Origin of the sequence: Massilia sp. NP310, from assembly GCF_019443485.1 — a bacterium.
Lineage (GTDB): Bacteria > Pseudomonadota > Gammaproteobacteria > Burkholderiales > Burkholderiaceae_D > Telluria > Telluria timonae.
Map to the genome: position 1 here is coordinate 3,224,188 of NZ_CP080379.1, position 21,419 is coordinate 3,245,606.

General features: G+C 65.0%; 20 protein-coding genes. 13 read left to right on the top strand and 7 right to left on the bottom strand.

Going from position 1 to position 21,419, the window contains the following annotated elements; all coding sequences use genetic code 11:
- Positions 1-53: 53 nt before the first annotated feature.
- The 5 genes from KY496_RS14150 to KY496_RS14170 all read right to left on the bottom strand — a co-directional run bounded on the left by KY496_RS14150 (position 54) and on the right by KY496_RS14170 (position 3,685).
- Positions 54-1,115: a LacI family DNA-binding transcriptional regulator gene (locus KY496_RS14150; protein WP_219861167.1), complete on the bottom strand. Its 1,062-nt coding sequence runs from the start codon at positions 1,113-1,115 to the stop codon at positions 54-56.
- Between the two features lie 63 nt (positions 1,116-1,178).
- Positions 1,179-2,105 carry a TIGR03571 family LLM class oxidoreductase gene (locus KY496_RS14155; RefSeq protein WP_219861170.1) on the bottom strand — a complete coding sequence of 309 codons (927 nt, stop codon included), beginning with the start codon at positions 2,103-2,105 and terminating at the stop codon, positions 1,179-1,181.
- A gap of 4 nt (positions 2,106-2,109) precedes the next feature.
- Positions 2,110-2,271 (bottom strand): hypothetical protein, encoded by a 162-nt coding sequence (locus tag KY496_RS14160; protein WP_005665531.1) that lies wholly within the window; start codon positions 2,269-2,271, stop codon positions 2,110-2,112.
- Entirely contained in the window at positions 2,268-3,245 is a 978-nt protein-coding gene (locus KY496_RS14165) for a quinone oxidoreductase (protein ID WP_219861171.1), read from the bottom strand. The genes KY496_RS14160 and KY496_RS14165 overlap by 4 nt, the downstream gene beginning before the upstream one ends.
- A 20-nt stretch (positions 3,246-3,265) precedes the next feature.
- Positions 3,266-3,685 carry a methylglyoxal synthase gene (locus tag KY496_RS14170; RefSeq protein WP_219865112.1) on the bottom strand — a complete coding sequence of 140 codons (420 nt, stop codon included), beginning with the start codon at positions 3,683-3,685 and terminating at the stop codon, positions 3,266-3,268.
- A 377-nt stretch (positions 3,686-4,062) separates the two neighbouring features.
- On the opposite strand from KY496_RS14170, the gene KY496_RS14175 reads away from it, so the two are divergent.
- From KY496_RS14175 to KY496_RS14225, 11 genes are all read left to right on the top strand, one after another.
- Positions 4,063-4,890 (top strand): DUF2182 domain-containing protein, encoded by an 828-nt coding sequence (locus KY496_RS14175; RefSeq protein ID WP_005665526.1) that lies wholly within the window; start codon positions 4,063-4,065, stop codon positions 4,888-4,890.
- A 69-nt stretch (positions 4,891-4,959) separates the two neighbouring features.
- Positions 4,960-5,685 carry a YebC/PmpR family DNA-binding transcriptional regulator gene (locus tag KY496_RS14180; protein ID WP_005665525.1) on the top strand — a complete coding sequence of 242 codons (726 nt, stop codon included), beginning with the start codon at positions 4,960-4,962 and terminating at the stop codon, positions 5,683-5,685.
- Positions 5,686-5,697: 12 nt separating this feature from the next.
- Positions 5,698-6,963 carry a phosphoribosylamine--glycine ligase gene (gene purD, locus KY496_RS14185; RefSeq protein WP_071361495.1) on the top strand — a complete coding sequence of 422 codons (1,266 nt, stop codon included), beginning with the start codon at positions 5,698-5,700 and terminating at the stop codon, positions 6,961-6,963.
- Between the two features lie 154 nt (positions 6,964-7,117).
- On the top strand, positions 7,118-8,029 hold the full coding sequence (gene hemF / locus KY496_RS14190; RefSeq protein WP_005665523.1) for an oxygen-dependent coproporphyrinogen oxidase: 912 nt from the start codon (positions 7,118-7,120) through the stop codon (positions 8,027-8,029).
- Complete coding sequence (locus KY496_RS14195; protein ID WP_219861173.1) at positions 8,026-8,712, top strand: nicotinate-nucleotide adenylyltransferase; 687 nt, start codon at positions 8,026-8,028, stop codon at positions 8,710-8,712. The genes hemF and KY496_RS14195 overlap by 4 nt, the downstream gene beginning before the upstream one ends.
- Entirely contained in the window at positions 8,712-9,428 is a 717-nt protein-coding gene (gene rsfS, locus KY496_RS14200; RefSeq protein ID WP_219861175.1) for a ribosome silencing factor, read from the top strand. Before KY496_RS14195 ends, rsfS begins: the two co-directional genes overlap by 1 nt.
- Before the next feature lie 8 nt (positions 9,429-9,436).
- The gene (gene rlmH, locus KY496_RS14205; RefSeq protein ID WP_071361491.1) at positions 9,437-9,907 is read left to right on the top strand and encodes a 23S rRNA (pseudouridine(1915)-N(3))-methyltransferase RlmH; all 471 of its coding nucleotides are present in this window, start codon (positions 9,437-9,439) and stop codon (positions 9,905-9,907) included.
- Positions 9,908-9,974: 67 nt separating this feature from the next.
- Positions 9,975-10,592, top strand: coding sequence for a nucleoside triphosphate pyrophosphatase (locus KY496_RS14210; protein WP_071361490.1), 618 nt, complete (start codon positions 9,975-9,977; stop codon positions 10,590-10,592).
- Positions 10,593-10,661: 69 nt separating this feature from the next.
- The gene (gene rng, locus KY496_RS14215; protein WP_071361489.1) at positions 10,662-12,125 is read left to right on the top strand and encodes a ribonuclease G; all 1,464 of its coding nucleotides are present in this window, start codon (positions 10,662-10,664) and stop codon (positions 12,123-12,125) included.
- Positions 12,126-12,249: 124 nt separating this feature from the next.
- A complete protein-coding gene (locus KY496_RS14220; RefSeq protein ID WP_219861177.1) occupies positions 12,250-14,445 on the top strand; it encodes a hypothetical protein in 2,196 nt (731 codons plus the stop codon).
- Positions 14,445-16,151 (top strand): LeoA/HP0731 family dynamin-like GTPase, encoded by a 1,707-nt coding sequence (locus KY496_RS14225; RefSeq protein WP_219861179.1) that lies wholly within the window; start codon positions 14,445-14,447, stop codon positions 16,149-16,151. The genes KY496_RS14220 and KY496_RS14225 overlap by 1 nt, the downstream gene beginning before the upstream one ends.
- Here the strand turns inward: KY496_RS14225 and KY496_RS14230 are convergent.
- Entirely contained in the window at positions 16,132-16,644 is a 513-nt protein-coding gene (locus KY496_RS14230; protein ID WP_219861181.1) for a hypothetical protein, read from the bottom strand. The two genes, KY496_RS14225 and KY496_RS14230, sit on opposite strands and share 20 nt — an antisense overlap.
- Positions 16,645-17,106: 462 nt before the next feature.
- Between KY496_RS14230 and KY496_RS14235 the strand changes: the two genes are divergently transcribed.
- Complete coding sequence (locus tag KY496_RS14235; RefSeq protein ID WP_219861183.1) at positions 17,107-19,518, top strand: catalase; 2,412 nt, start codon at positions 17,107-17,109, stop codon at positions 19,516-19,518.
- A gap of 113 nt (positions 19,519-19,631) precedes the next feature.
- The gene (locus KY496_RS14240; RefSeq protein ID WP_005665514.1) at positions 19,632-20,597 is read left to right on the top strand and encodes a zinc ribbon domain-containing protein; all 966 of its coding nucleotides are present in this window, start codon (positions 19,632-19,634) and stop codon (positions 20,595-20,597) included.
- A gap of 7 nt (positions 20,598-20,604) precedes the next feature.
- Here the strand turns inward: KY496_RS14240 and KY496_RS14245 are convergent, their stop codons facing one another.
- Positions 20,605-21,408 carry an extracellular solute-binding protein gene (locus KY496_RS14245; RefSeq protein WP_219861185.1) on the bottom strand — a complete coding sequence of 268 codons (804 nt, stop codon included), beginning with the start codon at positions 21,406-21,408 and terminating at the stop codon, positions 20,605-20,607.
- Positions 21,409-21,419 lie beyond the last annotated feature (11 nt).

Below are 21,419 nucleotides of genomic sequence, written 5' to 3' on the forward strand. Positions count from 1 at the left end.
TGAGCCGATGATACCGGTATCTTGATGACCAGGTCAATCCGCTGGAGGAGTGTTCAGCTGCTGCCGCGTTCGACGATGACGAAGCCGACGTCGCGCACCGGCGCCTCCACTGGCCGACCTTCGGCGCGGTCGATGATCAGCGAGGCGGCGATGGAACCGATGGCGGTGCCGTCGATGCGCACCGTGGTCAAGGGCGGATGCAGGTCGCGCGAGAACGCCAGGTCGCCCAGGCCGACCACGGCCAGCTGCCCGGGCACCTCGATGCCCAGCGCCAGCGCTTCGAGCAGCACGCCCTGGGCCATCATGTCGGAGCTGCAGAACACGGCGTCGATGCCGGGGTCGCGCGCCAGCAGCTCGCGCAGGCCGGTGCGACCGCTGCCGAGCGAGGTCGGCGCCGGCACGACGCAGGTCGGCACCGCCTTTCGATCCGTGCCCAGCCCCGGCTGCAGCGCCAGCACGGTGTCGGCGAAATGGCGGTTGCGGCGCACCGCGCGCTCGTCGTCGGCGCTGATGGCGGCAATCTTGCGGCGCCCGCGCCCGTGCAGGTATTCGGCCACCGCCTTGCCGATCTGTTCGTGCGAGAAGCCCACCAGCATGTCGATCGGGCTGTCGGTCAGGTCCCAGGTCTCGACCACCGGGATGCCGCTGGCCAGCAGGCGGCGCCGGCCCTGCTCCGAGCGCATGATCCCGGTCAGCACCACGCCGTCCGGACGGCGTCCGATGATGGCCTCGAGCAGCGCGTCCTCGCGCGAGTTCTCGTAGCCGGCCTGGCCCAGCATCAGCTGGTAGCCGCGCGCAGCGAGGCCGTCGGTGAGCGCCTGCACCATCTCGAGGAACACCGAGCCGCTGATGGTCGGCACCACGGCCGCCACCATGCGGCTCTTCTTGGAGGCCAGGCCGCCGGCCAGCAGGTTCGGGACGTAACCCACCCGGTCCACCACCTCGCGCACGCGTTGCAGGATCTCGGGCGAAACCGAGTCGGGATTGTTCAGCGCGCGCGAGACGCTCATCGGGGCCACCCCGGCCAGGCGCGCGACGTCGCGCACCGTGGGCGTGGCGCCCTTGCGGCTCTTGCGGGGATGGGCTGGGGCGTCCTTCTTGGCGGGGGTTTCCATGAGGCGATTCTAGCATCCGGGTCCGGCGGCGGATGATGCCGGCCGCGCCGCGCAGGGCGCGCCCTATATCCGCGGCAGGATCTCCGTCCCTATTTCATGCAGGACCTCGCCGGCCGGCCGCGCGCCCCGATGCAGGTTGAACAGGACGTGCGCGACGCCGAGTCCGCGCATGCGTTCGAGATAGGCGGCCAGCGCATGGCGGCCGGTGCGCAGGCCGAGTTCGATCGCATCAAGCGGCGCCGCCGGATCGTCCAGCAAGTCCAGCTGCACCGACTGGATAAAGGGCTTGCGCAGTCCTGGGGCGCGCTGGTCCTGCGCCATGTGCCACAGGGCGATGCGGCCTTTTTGCCGGTCTTCCTCGCGGTGGTAGCTGGTCCAGCCATCGGCATGCCCGGCGATCCACTGCAGCGACTGGCGCGCGCTGCCCACCGCGAGCATCGGGATGCGCGTGTGTGGCGGCGGCAGCACGCGGTATTGCCCATCCTCTGCCCCGGCAGCCGGCGCCGGCTCGAGCGCGGCGCGCACGGTTTCCCAATGGTCGCGGAAGGCCACGTCGCGCGTGTCCAGGTCGGCCCCGAAGCGGGCGAATTCCTCGGGCCGGTCGCCCGAACCCAGGCCCAGCAGCAGGCGGCCATGGCTGATCCGGTCCAGGCTCAGGGCCGCCTTGGCCACGTGCAGCGGATGGCGCAGCGGCAGCACGACGGCCCCGGTGGCGAGCGCGATCCGCTCCGTCACCGCCGCCAGCGCGGCCAGCCACAGGAAGGGGTCGTCCAGCGCCGCGGTCTCGTTGGCGCTGCCCTGCGGGATCATCAGAGGCACGTCCCGGGTCCAGAGGGCGGCGAAGCCCAGCGCATCGGCCAGGCGCGCATGCTCTTGCGCCAGCGCGAGGTCGGCCAGGGCGCCGGGGCCGCCCGCCATGGGCGTCATCAGCCCGACCGTCAGGCGGCCGGGGACGAACACCCGCCCGTAGGCGCGGTTGAAATCGTCCATGGCCTCAGGTGAAATAAGCCTCGGAGCCGAAAGTGAGCGCCACCACCAGCAGCATGGCCAGCGCCAGCACGATCAAGAGGCGCCCGAACTTCGGCGCACCGTCGCCCGACGGCTGCGCCGACGGCGGCAACGGCGGCAGCGGCTCGTCGTCGCGCGTATCCCTCATGGCAACAACACCGTCGAACCGGTCGTGCGGCGCGCCTCCAGCGCGCGGTGCGCCTCGCCTGCCTCGGCCAGGGCAAAGGTCTGGCGCACCCCGACCTCGACCTTGCCGCTCGCGACCATGTCGAACAGCTCGGCCGTCATCGCCTCTTGCTCTTCCTGGGTGTGCATGTAGTCGAACAGGGTCGGACGGGTCAGGAACAGCGAGCCGCGCCTGGACAGCTCGGCTGGCGCGAACGGCTCCACCGCGCCCGAGGCGTTGCCGAAGCTGACCATCAGGCCGCGCCGGCGCAGGCAGTCGAGCGAAGCGGTGAAGGTGTCCTTGCCCACCGAGTCGTACACCACCGGCACGCCCTCGCCACCGGTGAGCTCGCGCACGCGCGCCACGATGTCTTCGTCGTTGTAGTTGATGACGTGGGCCGCGCCGTGGCGCAGCGCCAGCTCGCCTTTTTCCTTCGAGCCCACGGTGCCGATCAGGCGCACGCCGAGCGCGCGCGCCCACTGGCAGGCGATCAGGCCGACGCCGCCGGCCGCGGCGTGGAACAGGACCGTGTCGCCGGCCTCGACCCGGTAGGTTTGACGGAGCAGGTATTGCACCGTCAGGCCCTGCAGCATCATGGCGGCCGCGGTCTCGAAGCCGATCGCGTCGGGCAGCTTGACCAGGAAGCGGGCCGGCATGGTGCGCACGCTGGCATAGGCGCCCAGCGGACCGCCGGCATAGGCCACGCGGTCGCCCGGCCGCACGTGGGTCACGCCCTCGCCCACCGCCTCGACCACGCCCGCGCCTTCCTTGCCGAGAAAGCCGGGCAGCGGCTGCGGATACAGGCCGGTGCGGAAATACACGTCGATGAAGTTCAGGCCGATCGCGTGCTGGACGATGCGCGCCTCGCCCGGCCCGGGCGCGGGCGCCTCGACGTCGACGTATTCCATCACTTCTGGGCCGCCGGTGGCGGCGATCCGGATCGCTTTGGCGAGCATGGCTCCTCCTGTCAGGTGGGTCAAACGGCGCTGCGCACGCCCATCAGTTGCGACAGCACCAGGCGCGCGGTCGAGACGTTGGTCGCGCACGGGATATTGTGCACGTCGCAGGCGCGCACCAGGGCGTTGATGTCGGGTTCGTGCGGCTGCGGCGTCATCGGGTCGCGCAGGAAGATCACGCAATCGATCAGGCCGTCGACCAGCAGGGAACCGATCTGCAGGTCGCCGCCGACCGGCCCCGAATGCTTGCGCTCGACGGAGAGGCCCAGCTCGTTGATCAGGCGCCCGCCGGTGGTGCCGGTGGCCGACAGGGTGCAGCCCTGCAGGAAGGCGCGGTACTCGGCGGCGAGCGAGATCATGTCGTCCTTCTTCTTGTCGTGCGCGATCAGGGCGATGCGAGGCATGTTCGGAGCTGCAGCGGTCGGGGTCGTGATGGTCATGTCGAGGGCGGCGGTCGGTGTGGTCGGGACCTCATAAGAATACCGCATTCGACCACGCGGTCACATAAACCACCGACGGAGCGATGACGTTCTGAAAGAGATCAAGATCGGCGCAAGGCTGTGGCGGCAACGCCGAAGTTCGCCGTCACGACGGGGCGATCGCGGCGGTGCAGCATCGCGCCTGTGGCAAGGGAGTTGCACCGCTGGCGTCATCGCCAGGGCTCATCCGGCGACGGCGGCCTCGGCGTCAAGACGCATCCGGCCGCGCCCGCCGAACGGGTTTGACGCGCGCGCGGTCGAACCCATGCATTTCAACCAAAAGGAGAATCCATCATGACCTGCAAGACCGAGCGCACGGGTCCACCGGGAGCGCCGCAATGAACCTGAGTGACATCGAAGCACGGCTTGGCCGCGACCGATTCGTGCTGCTGGTCCTGATCGTCGTATCGCTGCTGGCCAGCCTGTGCTGGGCCGGCCTCGTGCTGGGCGGCCTGGTGCTCAGCAGCCAGCCTCTTGCTGCGGACGCGGCAGCCGGCGCCGCGCGCACCGCGGGTGCGGCCAGCGCGGGTGGGGCCAGCGCAGCCATGGCCGCGCCCACCCTGGCCTACCAGGCCGGCCAGCTGGCGCTGGTCTTCCTGACCTGGGCCGGCCTGTGCACGGCCATGATGCTGCCGCTGGCCAGTCGCGCCACGGTGCTGTTCGCGCGCCTCGCCGGCGAGCATGCGGCCCAGCGGGCGCGCCTGCGCACCGGCCTGTTCGTGCTCGGCTACCTGGGCGCCTGGACCGGTTTCGCGCTGCTGGCCGCGATCGCCCAATGGACGCTGCACGAGTCCGACCACGGCGGCGCCGTGCGCCACCCGCTTCTGCTCGGCCTGGCCATGGTGGCGGCCGGCGTCTACCAGTGGACACCCACCAAGCATGCCTGCCTGGAGCACTGTCGGGCGCCCCTGCCCGGCATCCTGGCCGGCTGGCGCGACGGTCTGCCCGGGGCGTTCTGGCGCGGCGCCGCCCACGCCCGCCAGTGCCTGGGCTGCTGCTGGCTCCTGATGCTCCTGCTGCTGGCCACCGGCCCGGACAACCCGGCCGCGATTGCCGTCGTCGGCCTGTTCGTGCTGGCCGAGATCCGCCTCGTCGGCGGCCACTGGATCGCCTGTGCGGGCGGCTTGGCGCTGCTCGCCCTGGGGACCCGACTGTTGTTTCCTTGAGCGATTTTGCGAGGGGGGCCTATGCTAGAATATCGGCCACTCTTGCATACCGTCTAAGGAATTCTCGACATGGCTGGACACAGCAAATGGGCCAATATCAAGCATAAGAAAGCCGCTACCGACGCCAAGCGCGGCAAGATCTGGACGCGCCTGATCAAGGAGATCACCGTGGCCGCGCGCATGGGCGGGAGCGACATCGCTTCCAACCCGCGCCTGCGCCTGGCGGTCGAGAAGGCCGCGGACGCGAATATGCCGAAGGATAACGTCACCCGCGCGATCCAGCGAGGCTCGGGCGAGCTCGAAGGCGTCAACTACGAGGAAGTGCGCTACGAAGGCTATGGCATCGGCGGCGCGGCGATCATCGTCGACTGCCTGACCGACAACCGTGTCCGCACCGTGGCCGAAGTGCGCCACGCCTTCAGCAAATTCGGCGGCAATATGGGCACCGAAGGCTCGGTCGCCTTCATGTTCAAGCACACCGGCCAGTTCCTGTTCGCGCCGGGCGTCGACGAAGACAAACTGATGGAAGCCGCGCTCGAAGCCGGCGCCGACGACGTCATGGCCGACGAAGAAGGCGGCTTCGAGGTGCTGTGCGATCCGCACGCCTTCTCCGCCGTGAAAGAGGCCCTGGAAGCCGCCGGCTTCAAGGCCGAAGTGGCCGAAGTCATCATGAAGCCCGCCACCGAGACCGTGTTCACGGGCGAGGACGCGGTCAAGATGCAGAAACTCCTCGATGCGCTGGAAAACCTGGACGACGTCCAGGAAGTCTTCACCAACGCCGTGATCGAAGAATAATTGGTAGCGAATATGAAAATCCTCGTAGTCGGCTCGGGCGGCCGCGAACACGCGCTGGCGTGGAAACTGGCCCAATCGGAACGCATCCAGACGGTCTTCGTCGCGCCCGGCAACGGCGGCACCGCGCTCGACGATCGCCTGGTGACGGTCGACGTGCTTGAGCCGGAGGCGCTGGCCGACTTCGTGGTGCGTGAAGGCGTGGCCCTGACCCTGGTCGGCCCGGAAGCGCCGCTGGCGGCCGGCATCGTCAACCTGTTCCGCTCGCGCGGCCTCAAGATCTTCGGCCCCACCCGCGAGGCGGCCCAGCTCGAGAGCTCGAAGGACTTCGCCAAGGCCTTCATGCACCGCCACGGCATCCCGACCGCGAAGTACGAAACGTTTTCGGATGCCGCCGCGGCCCACGCCTACATCGACGCCAACGGCGCGCCGATCGTCATCAAGGCCGACGGCCTGGCGGCCGGCAAGGGCGTGGTGGTCGCGATGTCGCTGGAAGAAGCCCACGCTGCGGTCGACCACATGCTGTCCGATAACGCCTTCGGCGACGCCGGCGCCCGCATCGTGATCGAAGAATTCCTGGCCGGCGAGGAAGCCAGCTTCATCGTCATGTGCGACGGCAAGAACGTGCTGGCGCTGGCCACCAGCCAGGACCACAAGCGCCTGAAGGACAACGACCAGGGCCCGAACACGGGCGGCATGGGCGCCTACTCGCCGGCGCCGATCGTGACGCCGTCGATGCATGCGCGCGTGATGCGCGAGATTATCAACCCGACCATCCAGGGCATGGCGCGCGACGGCATCCCGTTCACCGGCTTCCTGTACGCCGGCCTGATGATCGACAGCGACGGCAACCCGCGCACGCTCGAATTCAACTGCCGCATGGGCGACCCGGAAACCCAGCCGATCATGGCGCGCCTGAAGAGCGACTTCGCGACCGTGCTGGAACACGCCTGCAACGGCACCCTCGACACGGTCGAGCTGGAATGGGACCGCCGCACCGCCGTGGGCGTCGTGATGGCGGCCGCCGGCTATCCGGACAGCCCGCGCAAGGGCGACGTCATCGACGGCATCCCGCAAGAAGCGCCGGAATGCATCACCTTCCACGCCGGCACCCGCCTGGTGGACGGCAAGCTGCAGACCAGCGGCGGCCGCGTGCTGTGCGTGGTGGGCCTGGGCGACAGCGTCAAGATGGCGCAGAAGCAGGCGTATGAAACCGTCGAGAGGATCCACTTCAATGGCGCGCAGTACCGGCGCGACATTGGCTGGCGCGGCGTCAAGTAAAGCCGCCCTCAGAAGGCTTTACGAGCCGCCCTCAGGAGGCTTTTACGTGCCTGCCCCGGCAGGCTCCACGCCTTTCGCAACCAACGCCAGATGTAGCTATTTCGTGGGCCGGTGTACAATCGGCCCACTTTTCATTCCCAGTCGGTCACTCTTCATGTCTTCCCCCAATCCCGCCGCCATCAAGGCCTGGCTGCTCGAGCTCCAGGCGCGCATCGTCCACGGTCTCGAACAGGTCGATGGCAAACCATTCCTGCGCGAAGAATGGCAGCGCCCCGAAGGCGGCGGCGGCATCTCGCGCCTGGTCGAGGAAGGCAATGTCCTCGAACGGGGCGGCGTCAACTTCTCGCATGTGCGCGGCGCCACGCTGCCGGCGTCGGCCACCGCCGTGCGTCCGGAACTGGCCGGCCGCGCCTGGGAAGCGATGGGCGTGTCGCTGGTGCTACATCCGCGTAACCCCTACGCTCCGACGGTGCACATGAACGTGCGCTTTTTTGAAGCGACCGCGCCCGGCAAGGAACCGGTCTGGTGGTTCGGCGGCGGCATGGACCTGACCCCGTATTACGGCGAAGTCGAGGACGCGCGCCACTTCCACCAGGCCTGCCGCGACGCGCTGGCGCCGTTCGGAGACGAACTGCATCCGCGCTTCAAGACCTGGTGCGACGACTACTTCTACCTGAAGCACCGCAAGGAACCACGCGGCGTGGGCGGCATCTTCTTCGACGATTTCAACGAGCTCGGCTTCGAGCAATCGTACGCCATGGTGAGGACCGTCGGCGAGCGCTTCCTGGACGCCTATTTGCCGATCCTGCAACGCCGCAAAGATCAGGCTTATGGCGAACGCGAGCGCGACTTCCAGGCCTACCGGCGCGGCCGCTACGTCGAGTTCAACCTGGTGTGGGACCGCGGCACCCTGTTCGGCCTGCAGTCGGGCGGGCGGACCGAGGCGATCCTGATGTCGATGCCGCCGATCGTCAAATGGCGCTACGACTGGCATCCCGAACCCGGCAGCCCCGAGGCACGGCTGTACTCCGACTTCCTGGTGCACCGGGACTGGCTGGCGCCGTGACCCTGGCCGCCGGCGCGTCCGGGCGCAACCGCTGCGTCGCCGTCCTCGGCGGCAGTTTCGATCCGGTGCACCAGGGCCACGTCGCACTGGCGCAGCTGTTCGCCAGCCTGTTGCGGCCGGACGCCTTGCGCATCCTGCCGGCCGGCCAGCCGTGGCAGAAGAACGGCCTCGAGGCCAGCGATGCCGACCGGGTCGCGATGCTGGAACTGGCTTTCGAGGCCTTGAAGAGCCCGAGCCTGCCGGTCACGATCGACCTGCAGGAAATCGAACGGAAAACGCCAACGTATACGGTCGAAACCCTGCGCGCATTGCGCGCGGAACTGGGCCCGCGCACCTCGATCGTGTTCCTGATGGGCGCCGACCAGTTGCGCAAGCTCGACAGCTGGAACGAGTGGCGCGAACTGTTCGCCCTTGCCAACCTGGGCGTGGCGACGCGCCCCGGCTACGACCTGGCGCAGGAAGCATTGCCGCCGGTGGTGGCCCAAGAACTGTCGACGCGGCTTGCAACGCCCGACACCGTGCGCCTGCTGGCGCACGGAAAAGTCTGCCTTGCGCCGACGCTGGACGTGGATCTCTCGTCCAGCCAGCTGCGCGCGGCCTTGCAATCCGGCGCGGATGCAAGCGCGCTCGGTATGGCGCAAGTGCTAGACTATATTCAACAACATAACCTGTACAAAAACTAATGGATATCAAGAAACTGCAAACCCTCGTCGTCGACGCCCTGGAAGATGTGAAGGGCCAGGACATCGTCCTGTTCGACACGACTCACCTGACCAGCCTGTTCGACCGCATCGCCGTGGTCTCGGGTACGTCGAATCGCCAGACCAAGGCGCTGGCCGCCTCGGTGCGCGACAAGGTCAAGGCGGCGGGCGGCGACGTGGTCGGCCTGGAAGGCGAAGACACCGGCGAATGGGTGCTGGTCGACCTGGGCGACATGATTGTCCACATCATGCAGCCGGCCATCCGCCAATACTACCGCCTCGAAGAAATCTGGGGCGAGAAGCCGGTCAAGCTGGGCGCCGCCAAGCGCAAGTCGACCGCTGAAGGCATCGAAGCCGACGCCGTCAAGCCGAAGTCGAAGCACCTGGCCGCCAACCAGGCGCAGGAAGAAGCCAAGCCGGTCAACGAACGCAAGCCGGCCGCCAAGCGCGCGACCAAGGCCGCGGCCACGACCGAGACCGCCGCCAAGAAACCGGCCGCCAAGAAAGCCGCCGCCAAGGCGGTCCCGACCGGCAAGACCGTGAAGGTCGCCCCGAGCAAAACCGAAGTCGCCGCCGTCGAAGCGACCAAGGCCAAGCCGCCGAAGCGCGTGAGCAAGGCTGCCGCACCGAAGGCCGCCCCGGCCGCCGATGCGCCGGTCAAGAAGGTGATCCGCCGCATCAAGAAGGACGCTGAATAAGGGTTCTCATGCAGTTGATCATTGCCGCGGTCGGCCACAAGATGCCGGCCTGGATCGAGTCCGGCTTCACCGAGTACACGAAGCGCATGCCGCCCGAGCTGCGCATCGTGCTCAAGGAGATCAAGCCGGTCGAGCGCTCCGGCAGCAAGACCGCGGCCACCGCGATGGCGCTCGAGCGCGAGCGCATCGAGGCGGCCTTGCCGAAGGGCGTGCGCATCATCGCCCTGGACGAGCGCGGCAAGGACCTGACCAGCGTCGGTCTGTCGCAGCAACTGGAAACCTGGCAGCGCGACGGCCGCGACACCGCCTTCCTGATCGGCGGGGCCGACGGCCTCGATCCCGAGCTGAAGGCGCGCGCCGAAGGGCTGATCCGCATCTCCAGCATGACCCTGCCGCACGGAATCGTCCGGGTCATGCTGGCGGAACAGCTCTACCGCGCCTGGTCGATCACCCAGAACCATCCTTACCATAGGGTCTGAAGCGGCCCAGTAGCGATCAATAACAGCGGTCAAGAACAGCGATCAAGAACAGCGGTCAAGAACAGCGATGAAAAACCAGCACAATAAAATCTACCTCGCTTCCAAGAGCCCGCGCCGGCGCGAACTGCTGCGCCAGATCGGGGTCGACTTCGAACTGATGCTGCTGCGCAGCGACCCGGGCCGCGCGGTCGACGTCAGCGAGGATGTGCTGCCGGGCGAAGACGTCCACGCTTACGTGGCGCGCGTGGCGCGGGCCAAAGGCGCCTTCGCCTTCAACCTCCTGCTGCAGCGGCGCCAGCCGCTGCGGCCGGTGCTGACGGCCGACACCACGGTCACCATCGACGGCGAGATCCTCGGCAAGCCGGCGGATAACCGCGAGGCGGTCGCCATGCTGGAGCGCCTGTCCGGCCGCACCCACCAGGTGCTGACCTCGGTGGCCGTGCATTCCCAGCACGTGGCCGAGCAGGTCACGCAAGTGTCGAACGTGCGCTTCGCCACCCTCACCCCGGCCCGGATCAGGGCCTATTGCGCCACGCTGGAACCCTACGACAAGGCCGGCGGCTACGGCATCCAGGGTCCGGCGGCGCTGTTCATCGAACACATCGAGGGCAGCCATTCGGGCATCATGGGCTTGCCCTTGTTCGAGACCGCCAACCTGCTGCGCAAGGCGGGCCTGGCAATCTGATTCCACCGCTTCGGCCCCACGGCCGGCGCGTGTATCATGTCACCCTGAACAATACGCACGGCAGGGTCCATGAACGAAGACATCCTCATCAACATCACACCGCAGGAAACGCGCGTGGCGCTGGTCTTGCAGGGCGCGGTACAGGAGCTGCACATCGAGCGCACGCTCACGCGCGGGTTGGCGGGGAACGTCTATCTGGGCAAGGTGGTGCGCGTGCTGCCGGGGATGCAGTCGGCCTTCATCGACATCGGCCTGGAGCGCGCCGCTTTTCTCCACGTGGCCGACATCTGGGAAGCGCGCAGCCACGACGGCGGCAACGCCCCGCCTACCCCGATCGAAAAACTGCTGTTCGACGGCCAGGTGCTGACCGTGCAGGTCATCAAGGACCCGATCGGCACCAAGGGCGCGCGCCTCTCCACCCAGATCTCGATCGCCGGCCGCATGCTGGTGTACCTGCCGCAGGACCACCACATCGGCATCTCGCAGAAGATCGAAAAGGAAGCCGAACGCGAACGCCTGCGCGCGCACCTGCAAAGCCTGCTGCCGGCCGAGGAAAAAGGCGGCTACATCGTGCGCACGATGGCCGAGGAAGCGTCGAGCGACGACATCGCCGCCGACGTCGACTACCTGCGCAAGACCTGGGGCGCCATCGTGCAGGGCGCGCGCACCCTGCCGCCCACCACCCTGCTGTACCAGGACCTGAGCCTGGCCCAGCGCGTGCTGCGCGACTTCGTGCACGACGAGACGGCCAGCATCCAGGTCGACTCGCGCGAGAACTTCCTCAAGCTGGCCGAATTCGCCCAGGTCTACACCCCGAGCGTGCTGTCGCGCATGGCGCACTACACCGGCGAGCGGCCGCTGTTCGACCTGTACGGCGTGGAAGAGGAAATCCTGCGCGCCCTCGGCCGGCGCGTGGACCTGAAATCGGGCGGCTACCTGATCGTCGACCAGACCGAGGCGATGACGACCATCGACGTCAACACCGGCGGCTATGTCGGCGGCCGCAACTTTGCCGACACGATTTTCAAAACCAACCTGGAAGCGGCGCACGCCATCGCGCGCCAGCTGCGCCTGCGCAACCTGGGCGGCATCATCATCCTCGACTTCATCGACATGGAGAACAACGAGCACCGCAACGCGGTGCTGGCCGAGCTCAAGAAAACCCTGGCGCGCGACCGCACCAAGGTCTCGGTGAGCGGCTTCTCGGCCCTGGGCCTGGTCGAGATGACGAGGAAGCGCACCCGCGAATCGCTGGCCCACATCCTGTGCGAACCCTGCCCGGCCTGCTCGGGCAAGGGCCAGGTGAAGACCAGCCGCACGATCTGCTACGAGATCCTGCGCGAACTGCTGCGCGAAGCCAAGCAGTTCAACCCGCGCGAATTCCGCATCGTCGCCTCGCAGGAGGTGGTCGACCTGTTCCTGGAAGAAGAATCGCAGCATCTGGCCATGCTGGGCGACTTCATCGGCAAGCGCATTTCGCTGCAGGTCGAGAAGGGGTATCACCAGGAACAGTACGACGTGATTTTGATGTAGCCACTTGACAGCCCGTCCAGTTCCCGCCATTTCCCCATCTGGAAATTTAATTTCTAATTAGCATTTTTTTTGTTTTGGAAATAAAATATCCGTTCGATCAGGCTGTTTGAACGGGATATGCACCATGGATTTGCAGCTACCTAAAGATATTTACATTAGTGTCTTATCAGAGGTTAATACTGTTTTACAAAGCTTGAAAGACTTATCTGCGGATAAGGACACTTCGCAAGCAAAAGATAAGGCGGTTCAGATTTTCAGCGAACTCAGCAAGGAATTACGCAGCAATATCGAGTCGCTGAGCAAAAATGCCGAATGGGATACGTTCACCATCGCCTTCTATGGCGAAACGAATGCCGGCAAATCCACTATTATTGAAACCATGCGGATGCTGCTGAACGAACCCGGAAAGCTGGCGCAGCAGAAAGAATTTACGGACTTACAGAAGAAATACGGCATCAGCGCAGAACATTTGGCGCAGATGCGCCATGCTGTCGAAGACGCCTCGCAAGCGTGTGCGGCCTGCCAAGCCAGCCTGGATGCACTGGACGATAGATTCTTCCGCCAGACTTACATTCAGCGCGAGCGTGTCAAGGTGTTACGGCAGCAAATCGCTGAGCATAAAGAAACGGCATCGGTATGGCAGAAGATGCTCGATCTTCTCATCAAACGGCCGGAACAAAAAGAAGCCGCGATCCTGGACAAGGAATTGCAGAGTGCGGAAACCAGCAAGCAACAAGAAATCACAATCTTAGAACTGCAGCAACGCGCAGCACAGCAGACTTATGAGGGCCGCGAACGATCGCTGAAAGAAGCCGAAGCGTCGCTGACGCTTCTCGCAAGCCGCGCCGACGGCGCCATCATCGGCAATGGCATCTCGGATTTCACGCTCGATACCACCTCCTACTATTTTTCGAACGGCGAACAGCAATTTGCTCTGCTCGACGTGCCCGGCATCGAAGGCAAGGAAACTCGGGTGATGGACGCCATCTTGGCCGGCGTACAAAAAGCGCACGCCGTTTTCTACGTCACCAACAAGGCCGCTGCGCCGCAAAAAGGAGATGACCGCCAGCCGGGTACGCTGGAAAAGATCAAGCAGCACCTGGGTGCGCAAACCGAGGTGTGGACCGTTTATAACAAGCGCATTACGAATCCAATCCAGCTCACATCAGGTCGCCTTGCCAGCGACGATGAGAAGGCCAGTTTGCAAGATCTCGATCGACGAATGAGTGAAGTGCTGGGCGAGCGATATCGCGGCGCGGTCGAGTTGAGCGCCTATCCGGCTTTCCTGGCTGCAGCGTCATGCCTCGTACCCGACTCGCAAAGCGCCACCAATAAGGCCAAATTCCAGGCAAAGCTGAGTCAACAGGAGCTGTTCGACAGGTCGGGCATGACCACGTTTCGCGAGCTGCTGCTGACGGATCTGGTCAAGGACTTCAAGCGCAAGATTACCCATTCCAACTACAACAAGGCAAACCAGGTTGTCTGCGGCACGATCGGCGAGGTGTCGAAGACCTTGCGCGAATCGTTCAAGCCACTCGGAAACGAACTGAAAAAGGATGCCGAGCAGGCACAGTTGCAGCTCGATACCGCGCTCGACGCGCTCAAGACGCGGCTCGAATCGCAAGGCGAGAGTGCGATTTCGAGATTCAGCAACAACGTGCGCAAGAAAATCTACGCCGAGATCGACGATGACATCAGCAATGACGACTTCAAGGAGGCGCTCGAGCGTTTCATCGCCAGCGAACAAGCCAAGCTGATCGCCGAGCTGCCGGGCCTCATGCAAAAGGAAGTCGAGAAGTTCCAGGAACAAATCGACGATATCGTCAAGCGCTTCCAGGCCTTCGCCGCCGAGCTGATGGACGCCTATGGGAACATTCGCATCACTGGCCTTGGCAGCAGGCTCGATCTGAAGATCGATATCGACAATGGCATCAATATTCCTGGCCTGCTGGGTGCCGTGGTCGGCGGCGTCCTCATGATCTGGAACCCGGCTGGGTGGGTAGTGTTGGCGCTTGGCGCCATCACTGTGCTGGCCGGCTTGGTCAAATCGGTCATGGGCTTCTTCAGTTCGGATTACAAGAAATCGCAGCAGCGCAAAGCAGCCAATTCGAATCTCGACGATATCACCGACAGGCTGCGCGAATCGTTGCGCGACAGCCTCGGCACCGCCCTGCCGCAGCTCGAACCGAAAATCGAGGTCCTGAAAGCAGCACTGGACAAACCGGCCGCCCAGATTGCCGGCATCGTCACGATGCTCGGCAAGTCCGAACGTCAACTCAAGAACCTTTCTAAAAAAATCGAAACCGCAGGGGCTCTGTAATGGAAAACACGTTGGGTGCATTCAAGGCACAACAATCGAAATCGCTGGAGATATTGAAGAAGCTGGGAGACTTCCTGCAGATGGGTGCGCAAGTCGGCGTGCCGGTCGACCCCAGCGTGCAGCAGAAGCTCGACACTGCGGCCAAGGCGGTCGCGGGCGAAAAACTCAAGGTGGCGCTGGTTGGAGGTTTCTCCGACGGCAAGACGTCGATCGCTGCCGCGTGGATGGAAAAACTCGACAAATCCACCATGAAGATCAGTCACCAGGAATCGTCGAACGAGGTACGCGTCTACGAGGTCCAGCAGGACTTCGTGCTGATCGATACGCCCGGCCTGTTCGGATTCAAGGAACAGGTGAATGCGGAAACGCACGCCCTTGAGAAATACAAGGACATCACCAAGAAATACGTCAGTGAGGCGCACCTGATCCTGTACGTAATGGATCCGACCAATCCAATCAAGCAAAGCCATCAGGATGACCTGATGTGGTTGTTCCGCACGCTGAACCTGCTGCCACGCACTGTGTTCGTACTGAGCCGTTTCGATGAAGTGGCGGACGTCGAGGACGAACGCGAGTACACGCAGAACCTGGCGGTCAAGCAGGACAATGTGCGCAGCCGCCTGGCCGAACTGATCAATCTGCGGGACGATGAAGCGGCACAGTTGTCGATCGTCGGCGTGGCCGCCAATCCCTTCGACCTGGGAACCGAGCACTGGCTCTCGAACCTCGAGCAATTCAAGGCGCTGTCGCATATCAGCTTGCTGCAAGCCGCGACTTCGGCAAAGATCGCGGCGAATGGCGGTGCGCCGGCCATCGTCGACGAAACCAAGAAGAGCGTGATTCGTGACGTGATCTCCAAGCAGTTGCCGATTGCGATCGACAACGACAAGCGGATCGCGAGCGAAGTCGACAAGCTGGAAAGCATGAGCGTGCGGCTGCAAAAGCAGCTGCTCGGCGCCAATTCGCAGATCGCGGATGTGCGCATGAGCCTGCGCAGCTTCGTGATCGATTATTTCGCTGACCTGATTCTCCAGGCCAAGGGCGTCGATATGGACACCTTTTCCGATTTCTTCGAACGGGAAGTCGGCAGCAACGGCATCATGGTGTCGACGCGCCTGCAGAACGAGTTCGAGCGCCAGCTCAAATCCGTCACACAGGAGATCAGCAATATGAAAATCGGCTTCGACGCAGAAGTCAATCACTTCAATTCCACCGTCACGCAGTTCGGCAAGCAAGGCCTGGACTATCTGGTCAAGAGCAAGGTGATCAACAACACGACCGTACTGGCGACCCGTGACGGCATCGTTACCGCAGCCAAGTACATCGGCATTGACCTTGGAAAGATGCTGAAGTTTAAGCCATGGGGCGCGACAAATCTCGCCAAGGGCGTGAACGGTGCATTGGCCGTCGTCGGGCTGGCACTGGAAGCGTGGGATAGCTGGGAACAAGCCAAGCGTCGCGAGGAGTTCCAGAAAGCCATGAGCAGGATGGTCGAGAATTTCGAAAAGCAACGTGAGGAGCTGGTCCAATTGCTCGATGGCCCCCGTTTCATCGAACAATTCTTCGCCGGTTTCCTGGAATTGCAAGCCGACGTGGTAAATGTCCGGGAAAATGTGGAACAGCAACGCACACTACGTGAGCGCTTCCGAGAGTGGCGCGCGATGGGTGAAGCGATCGACGTGCAGTTTAGAGAGGTCGCCGCCTGAAGAAACCAGCGATATGGGAGCGAACAGCTATCATCGTGAACAATATGACTGACAACCATCGCCCATGATCGCGCACCCTTACACTGAAACGCACTAGCAGGCGCTGTGGACGAAGTTGCACCTGGCGCTGCCCACCGGCCAGTTCGAGCGCCTGCTGGCTGCCTGGCGCGAACCTCAGCGCCACTACCATACGCTGCAGCATCTCGGGGAGTGCCTCGCGCTGTTCGAAGAACTGCACGCCGAGGCGCGGCAGCTCCATGAAGTCGAACTGGCGCTGTGGTTCCACGACGCTGTGTATGACGTGCATGACCACGATAACGAAGCGCGCTCGGCGCAGTGGGCCGTGCAGGCGCTCGATACGGCCGGCCTCGACGCGCCATGTTGCCGGCGCATCCACGACCTCATCATGGCGACCTGCAACACCGCATCGCCAACGTCGGCCGACGCCGCGCTTCTCGTCGATGTCGGCCTGGCGATCCTGGGTGCGGCACACCGCCGCGTTTTGCCGAGTACCAGCGCCAGATTCGCGCCGAGTACGCCTGGGTTGCGCCGGATATCTACGCGAGCAGGCGCACGGCGATCCTGCAGAGATTTCTCGATCGTGAACGGGTCTACGCGACGCCTGCCCTGCACGCGCGGCTGGAACAGCGCGCACGGACGAATCTGGTGCGGGCCATTGCAGCGCAACCATCGGCGCGATTGCAATAACCCACGGGCGCCCCCGATGCGCCGGCATCCAGAGCAGCCTTCCCTCGTATTTCAGTACTCAAATGACTGCGCTCGCTCGAGGTGCGCCAGGTCATGGACCAAGCTTGCAATAGCCATCCACTATCAACCCGATAGAAATAATTTGATGCATTTATTGCATTGTGTGTGTCATCTCACAGAGATAGGTTTTCTTGCTGAGCTATGTTGTTGAGGTTATTTCATAACCCTACAACCAGCGAGGACAAGAATGACCACTTCCAACCATTCCAGCCCTGTCGATGGCGCCGGCTCGATCCTGAGCACCGTTTCCGGTCCCTCGGACGCCGATCCACCGAAGAGCCTGGGTGTCAGCAACCCGGTCGCCGACCGCCTGCTCGACAAGATCCCGTCCGAGCAGGAACTGGCGGCCGACCGCCCCTATAACGCCACCAAGGCCAGCGAATACGGCGAGGCGGCGCGCACGCCGACTGAAGGCGAGCAGTTCAAGCCGTCGACGCATGCCGCCACCGGCAGCACCGCCAGCGAGATCATCGCCAACGACAAGGTGGGCGACGGCAATCCGCCGGAGGGCGAGAACCCGACCACGGACCCGCTCGACCGCGTGCGCGTCGACCCTGCCAAGCGCCACCTGACGACCAACCAGGGCGTGCCGGTCGCCGACAACCAGCACTCGCTCAAGGCCGGCCTACGCGGCCCGACGCTGCTGGAAGACTTCATCCTGCGCGAAAAGATCATGCACTTCGACCATGAGCGCATTCCCGAGCGCGTGGTGCATGCGCGCGGCTCGGCCGCCCATGGCTATTTCGAGGCCTATGAAGACTTGAGCGACCTGACGCGGGCGGTGCCGTTCTCGAAGAAGGGCAAGCGTACCCCGGTGTTCGTGCGCTTCTCGACCGTGGCCGGCGAGCGCGGCTCGACCGATACCGCGCGCGACGTGCGCGGCTTCGCCGTCAAGTTCTATACCGAGGAAGGCAATTGGGACCTGGTCGGCAACAATATCCCCGTGTTCTTCATCCAGGACGCGATGAAGTTCCCCGACCTGGTGCATGCCGCCAAGCCGGAACCGCACCACGCCATGCCGCAGGCGGCCACCGCCCACGACACCTTCTGGGACTTCGCCTCGCTGTCGCCCGAGATCGCGCACATGCTGCTGTGGACGATGTCCGACCGCGCCATCCCGCGCAGCTACCGCACCATGCAGGGCTTCGGGGTGCACACCTTCCGCTTGGTGAACGCGCAGGGCGAATCGCGCTTCGTGAAATTCCACTGGACGCCGCTGGCCGGCACCCACTCGCTGGTGTGGGACGAGGCGGTGCGCATCTCGGGCGCCGATCCCGACTTCCACCGGCGCGACCTGTGGGAAGCGATCGAAGCCGGCAACTTCCCCGAGTACGAACTGGGCCTGCAGATCTTCACCGAAGAGCAGGCCGCCAGCTTCCCGTTCGACGTGCTCGACCCGACCAAGATCGTGCCGGAAGAAATGGTGCCGCTGCGCCCTGTCGGCAAGCTGGTCCTGGACCGCAACCCCGACAACTTCTTCGCCGAGACCGAGCAGGTGGCGTTCTGCACCTCGCACGTGGTGCCGGGCATCGACTTCACCAACGATCCGCTGCTGCAAGGCCGTAACTTCTCCTATCAGGATACCCAGCTCACGCGCCTGGGCGGCCCGAACTTCCACGAGATCCCGATCAACTCGCCGATCGTGCAGATCCAGAACAACCAGCGCGACGGCTTCCACCGCCAGGCGATCAACCGCGGCCGCGTGAACTACGAGCCGAATTCGCTGGGCGGCGGCTGTCCGTTCCAGGCCGGCCGCATGGGCTTCATGAGCTTCCCCGAGCGCATCAGCGAGGACAAGGTGCGCGGCAAGCCCGAGCTGTTCGCCGACCACTATTCGCAGGCGCGCCTGTTCTGGCAAAGCCAGACGCCGGCCGAGCAGAACCACATCGTCAACGCCTTCCGCTTCGAGCTGACCCGGGTGCAGACGCCGGCGGTGCGCATCCGCACGCTGGCCCTGCTGGCGAACGTCGACGCGGTTCTGGTGGCGCGCGTGGCCGAGGGCCTGGGCCTGGAAGTGCCGCAGCCGCTGCCGCTGGCGACCGATGCGCCGATCCCAACGTACCCGCCGTCGCCCGCGCTGTCGCTGCTGAGCCGCCCGGGCCAGGTCGGCATCAAGGGCCGCCGCGTCGCGGTGCTGGTCGCGAGCGGCGTGGACGACAAGGCGGTCAAGAAGCAATACGCCAGCCTGCTCAAGGACGGCGCCGTGCCGCGCATGGTCGGCAATATGCTGGGCAAGGTGACGGCGGTCGATGGCGATCCGATCGACGTCGAGATCTCGGTCGAGGCCGGGCCGTCGGTGATGTATGACGGCGTGATCGTGCCGGACGGCGCCGCGGCCGCCGAGGCGCTGGCGAAGAATGCCCAGGTGCTGGAATTCCTGCGCGAGCAGTACCGTCACGGCAAGCCGATCCTGGCCTACGGCAGCGGTTCCGACCTGCTGACGAAAGCCATGATCCCGCAGAAGCTGCCCGACGGTTCGGCCGATCCGGGACTGATCCTGGGCGACCCGGCCAATGCCGACGCGGCGCTCGACGCCTTCAAGACGGCCCTGAGCGCGCACCGCGTGTTCGCGCGCGAGACCGATCCGCCATCGGTCTGATCCCGGCCACGGTGGGAAAGAGTTAGTTTCCCACCCGCGCCGATCGTTATAATCGTCCAGCGGCGCCGCGCAGTTCGCGGCGCCGTTTTTTTAACCTGCAGGAAAGACTTCCGATGTTCTGTTCACATTGCGGCGCGCAGATGGCGCCCGACGCCGCCTATTGCTCCGTGTGCGGCAAGGCCGCCGGCACGAGCCCGGTCAACCTGGACAAGCCTTCCGCGCCGGCGCCGCGCATGGATGGCGACATCCCGGACGGCATTCCGGAAGGAGTAAAGGGCTGGAGCTGGGGCGCCTTCCTGCTCAACTGGATCTGGGCGATCGGCAACCGCAGCTGGATCGGGCTGCTGGCGATGGTTCCCTATGTCGGCTGGATCATGGCGTTCTGGCTCGGCTTCAAGGGGCGCGAGATGGCCTGGAAGAACAAGCAGTGGGACAGCCTGGAACACTTCAACCGGGTCCAGCGAAAGTGGTCGCAGTGGGGGATCGGCATCACCATCGCCGCCATCGTCCTGGGCGTGCTGGCCGCCATGCTCGCGCCCGACGTCGACGAGGCCGGCCGCGCGGTCACGGTGCAGCGCGATCAGGACGAAGCGCCGGCGCGGGCGAACGACGCCGCCGTCACCGCGCGCGGCCTCGTCGACAGCAATGCCGACAACCTGCCGGCCTCGCTGTCGACCGTCGCCGGCCTGCTCGACCGCCGCACGAATGCCGACGGCAGCCGCGCCGTCACCCTGGGCGGCAGGGTCTTGTTCAGCGGCGAGGACGCCGGCTGGCAGTTCCCGCTGCGCAGCTTTACGCTCTCGGGCGGCAAGGAGGCGATCCTGATGGCCAGCAGCGGCGGGCGCGGCGCCAGCTGCGAGACCCTGTTCTTCTTCCTGCTGGCCGACGCGTCCGGGCTCAAGCCGACGCCGATGTTCGGCACCTGCGCGGCGCGCGGCAGCTTCGTGCAGCGCGGCGACACGATCGAGCTCGAACTCCCGGACGTCAACGGCGCCTCGACGTTCGTGCTCGAGGATGGCGTCGTGGTCAAGGACGGCCAGGTGGTCAGCCTGACCGGCATGAACGACCCGGCGCGCTGACAGGCTTTTAGCGCAGCGGCGCGAAGAACAGCTGCTCGCCGGCCGGCTTGAACGAGGCGATGCGCGCCTGCCCTTCGGGCGAGGTGATCCACTCGATCAGCTGTTTCGCTCCCTTGTAGTTCACGCCCGCGTGCTTCGCGGGATTGACCGCGATGATGCCGTAGGGGTTGTACATGCGCTTGTCGCCTTCCACCACGATGGCCAGCCCCGTCTTCGCCTTGTAGGCGCCATAGGTCGCGCGGTCGGTCAGCGTGTAGGCGCGCATCTCGGCGGCCATGTTCAGCACTTCTCCCATGCCCAGGCCGGCCGACACGTAGTTGGCGCCCTGCGGCTTGACGGCGGCGCGCTGCCAGTAGCCCTTTTCCATCACGTCGGTGCCCGAGTTGTCGCCGCGCGAGATGAACTTGACGTTCGCGCCGGCGATGCGCTTGAAGGCGTCGACCACGTCCTTCGAGCCCTTGATGCGCGCCGGGTCGGATTCCGGGCCGACCACGATGAAGTCGTTGTACATCACGTCGCGCCGGTCCACGCCCCAGCCTTCTTCGACAAACTTTTCTTCCATCTCGCGCGCGTGGACCAGAGTCACGTCGACGTCGCCGTTTTTGGCCAGTTCGAGCGCCTTGCCGGTGCCGACCGAGATCACGTGGACCTTGGTATTGGTCTTGGCTTCGAACACCGGCAGCAGGTGCTTGAGCAGGCCCGAGTTCTCGGTGCTGGTGGTGGTGGACAGCTTGATCACCTCCTGCGCCAGCAGCGAAGGCGAGGCGAAGGTGGCGCACAGCAGGACGGCGAGCAGTGAACGGCGTTGCATGGTCTTTCTCC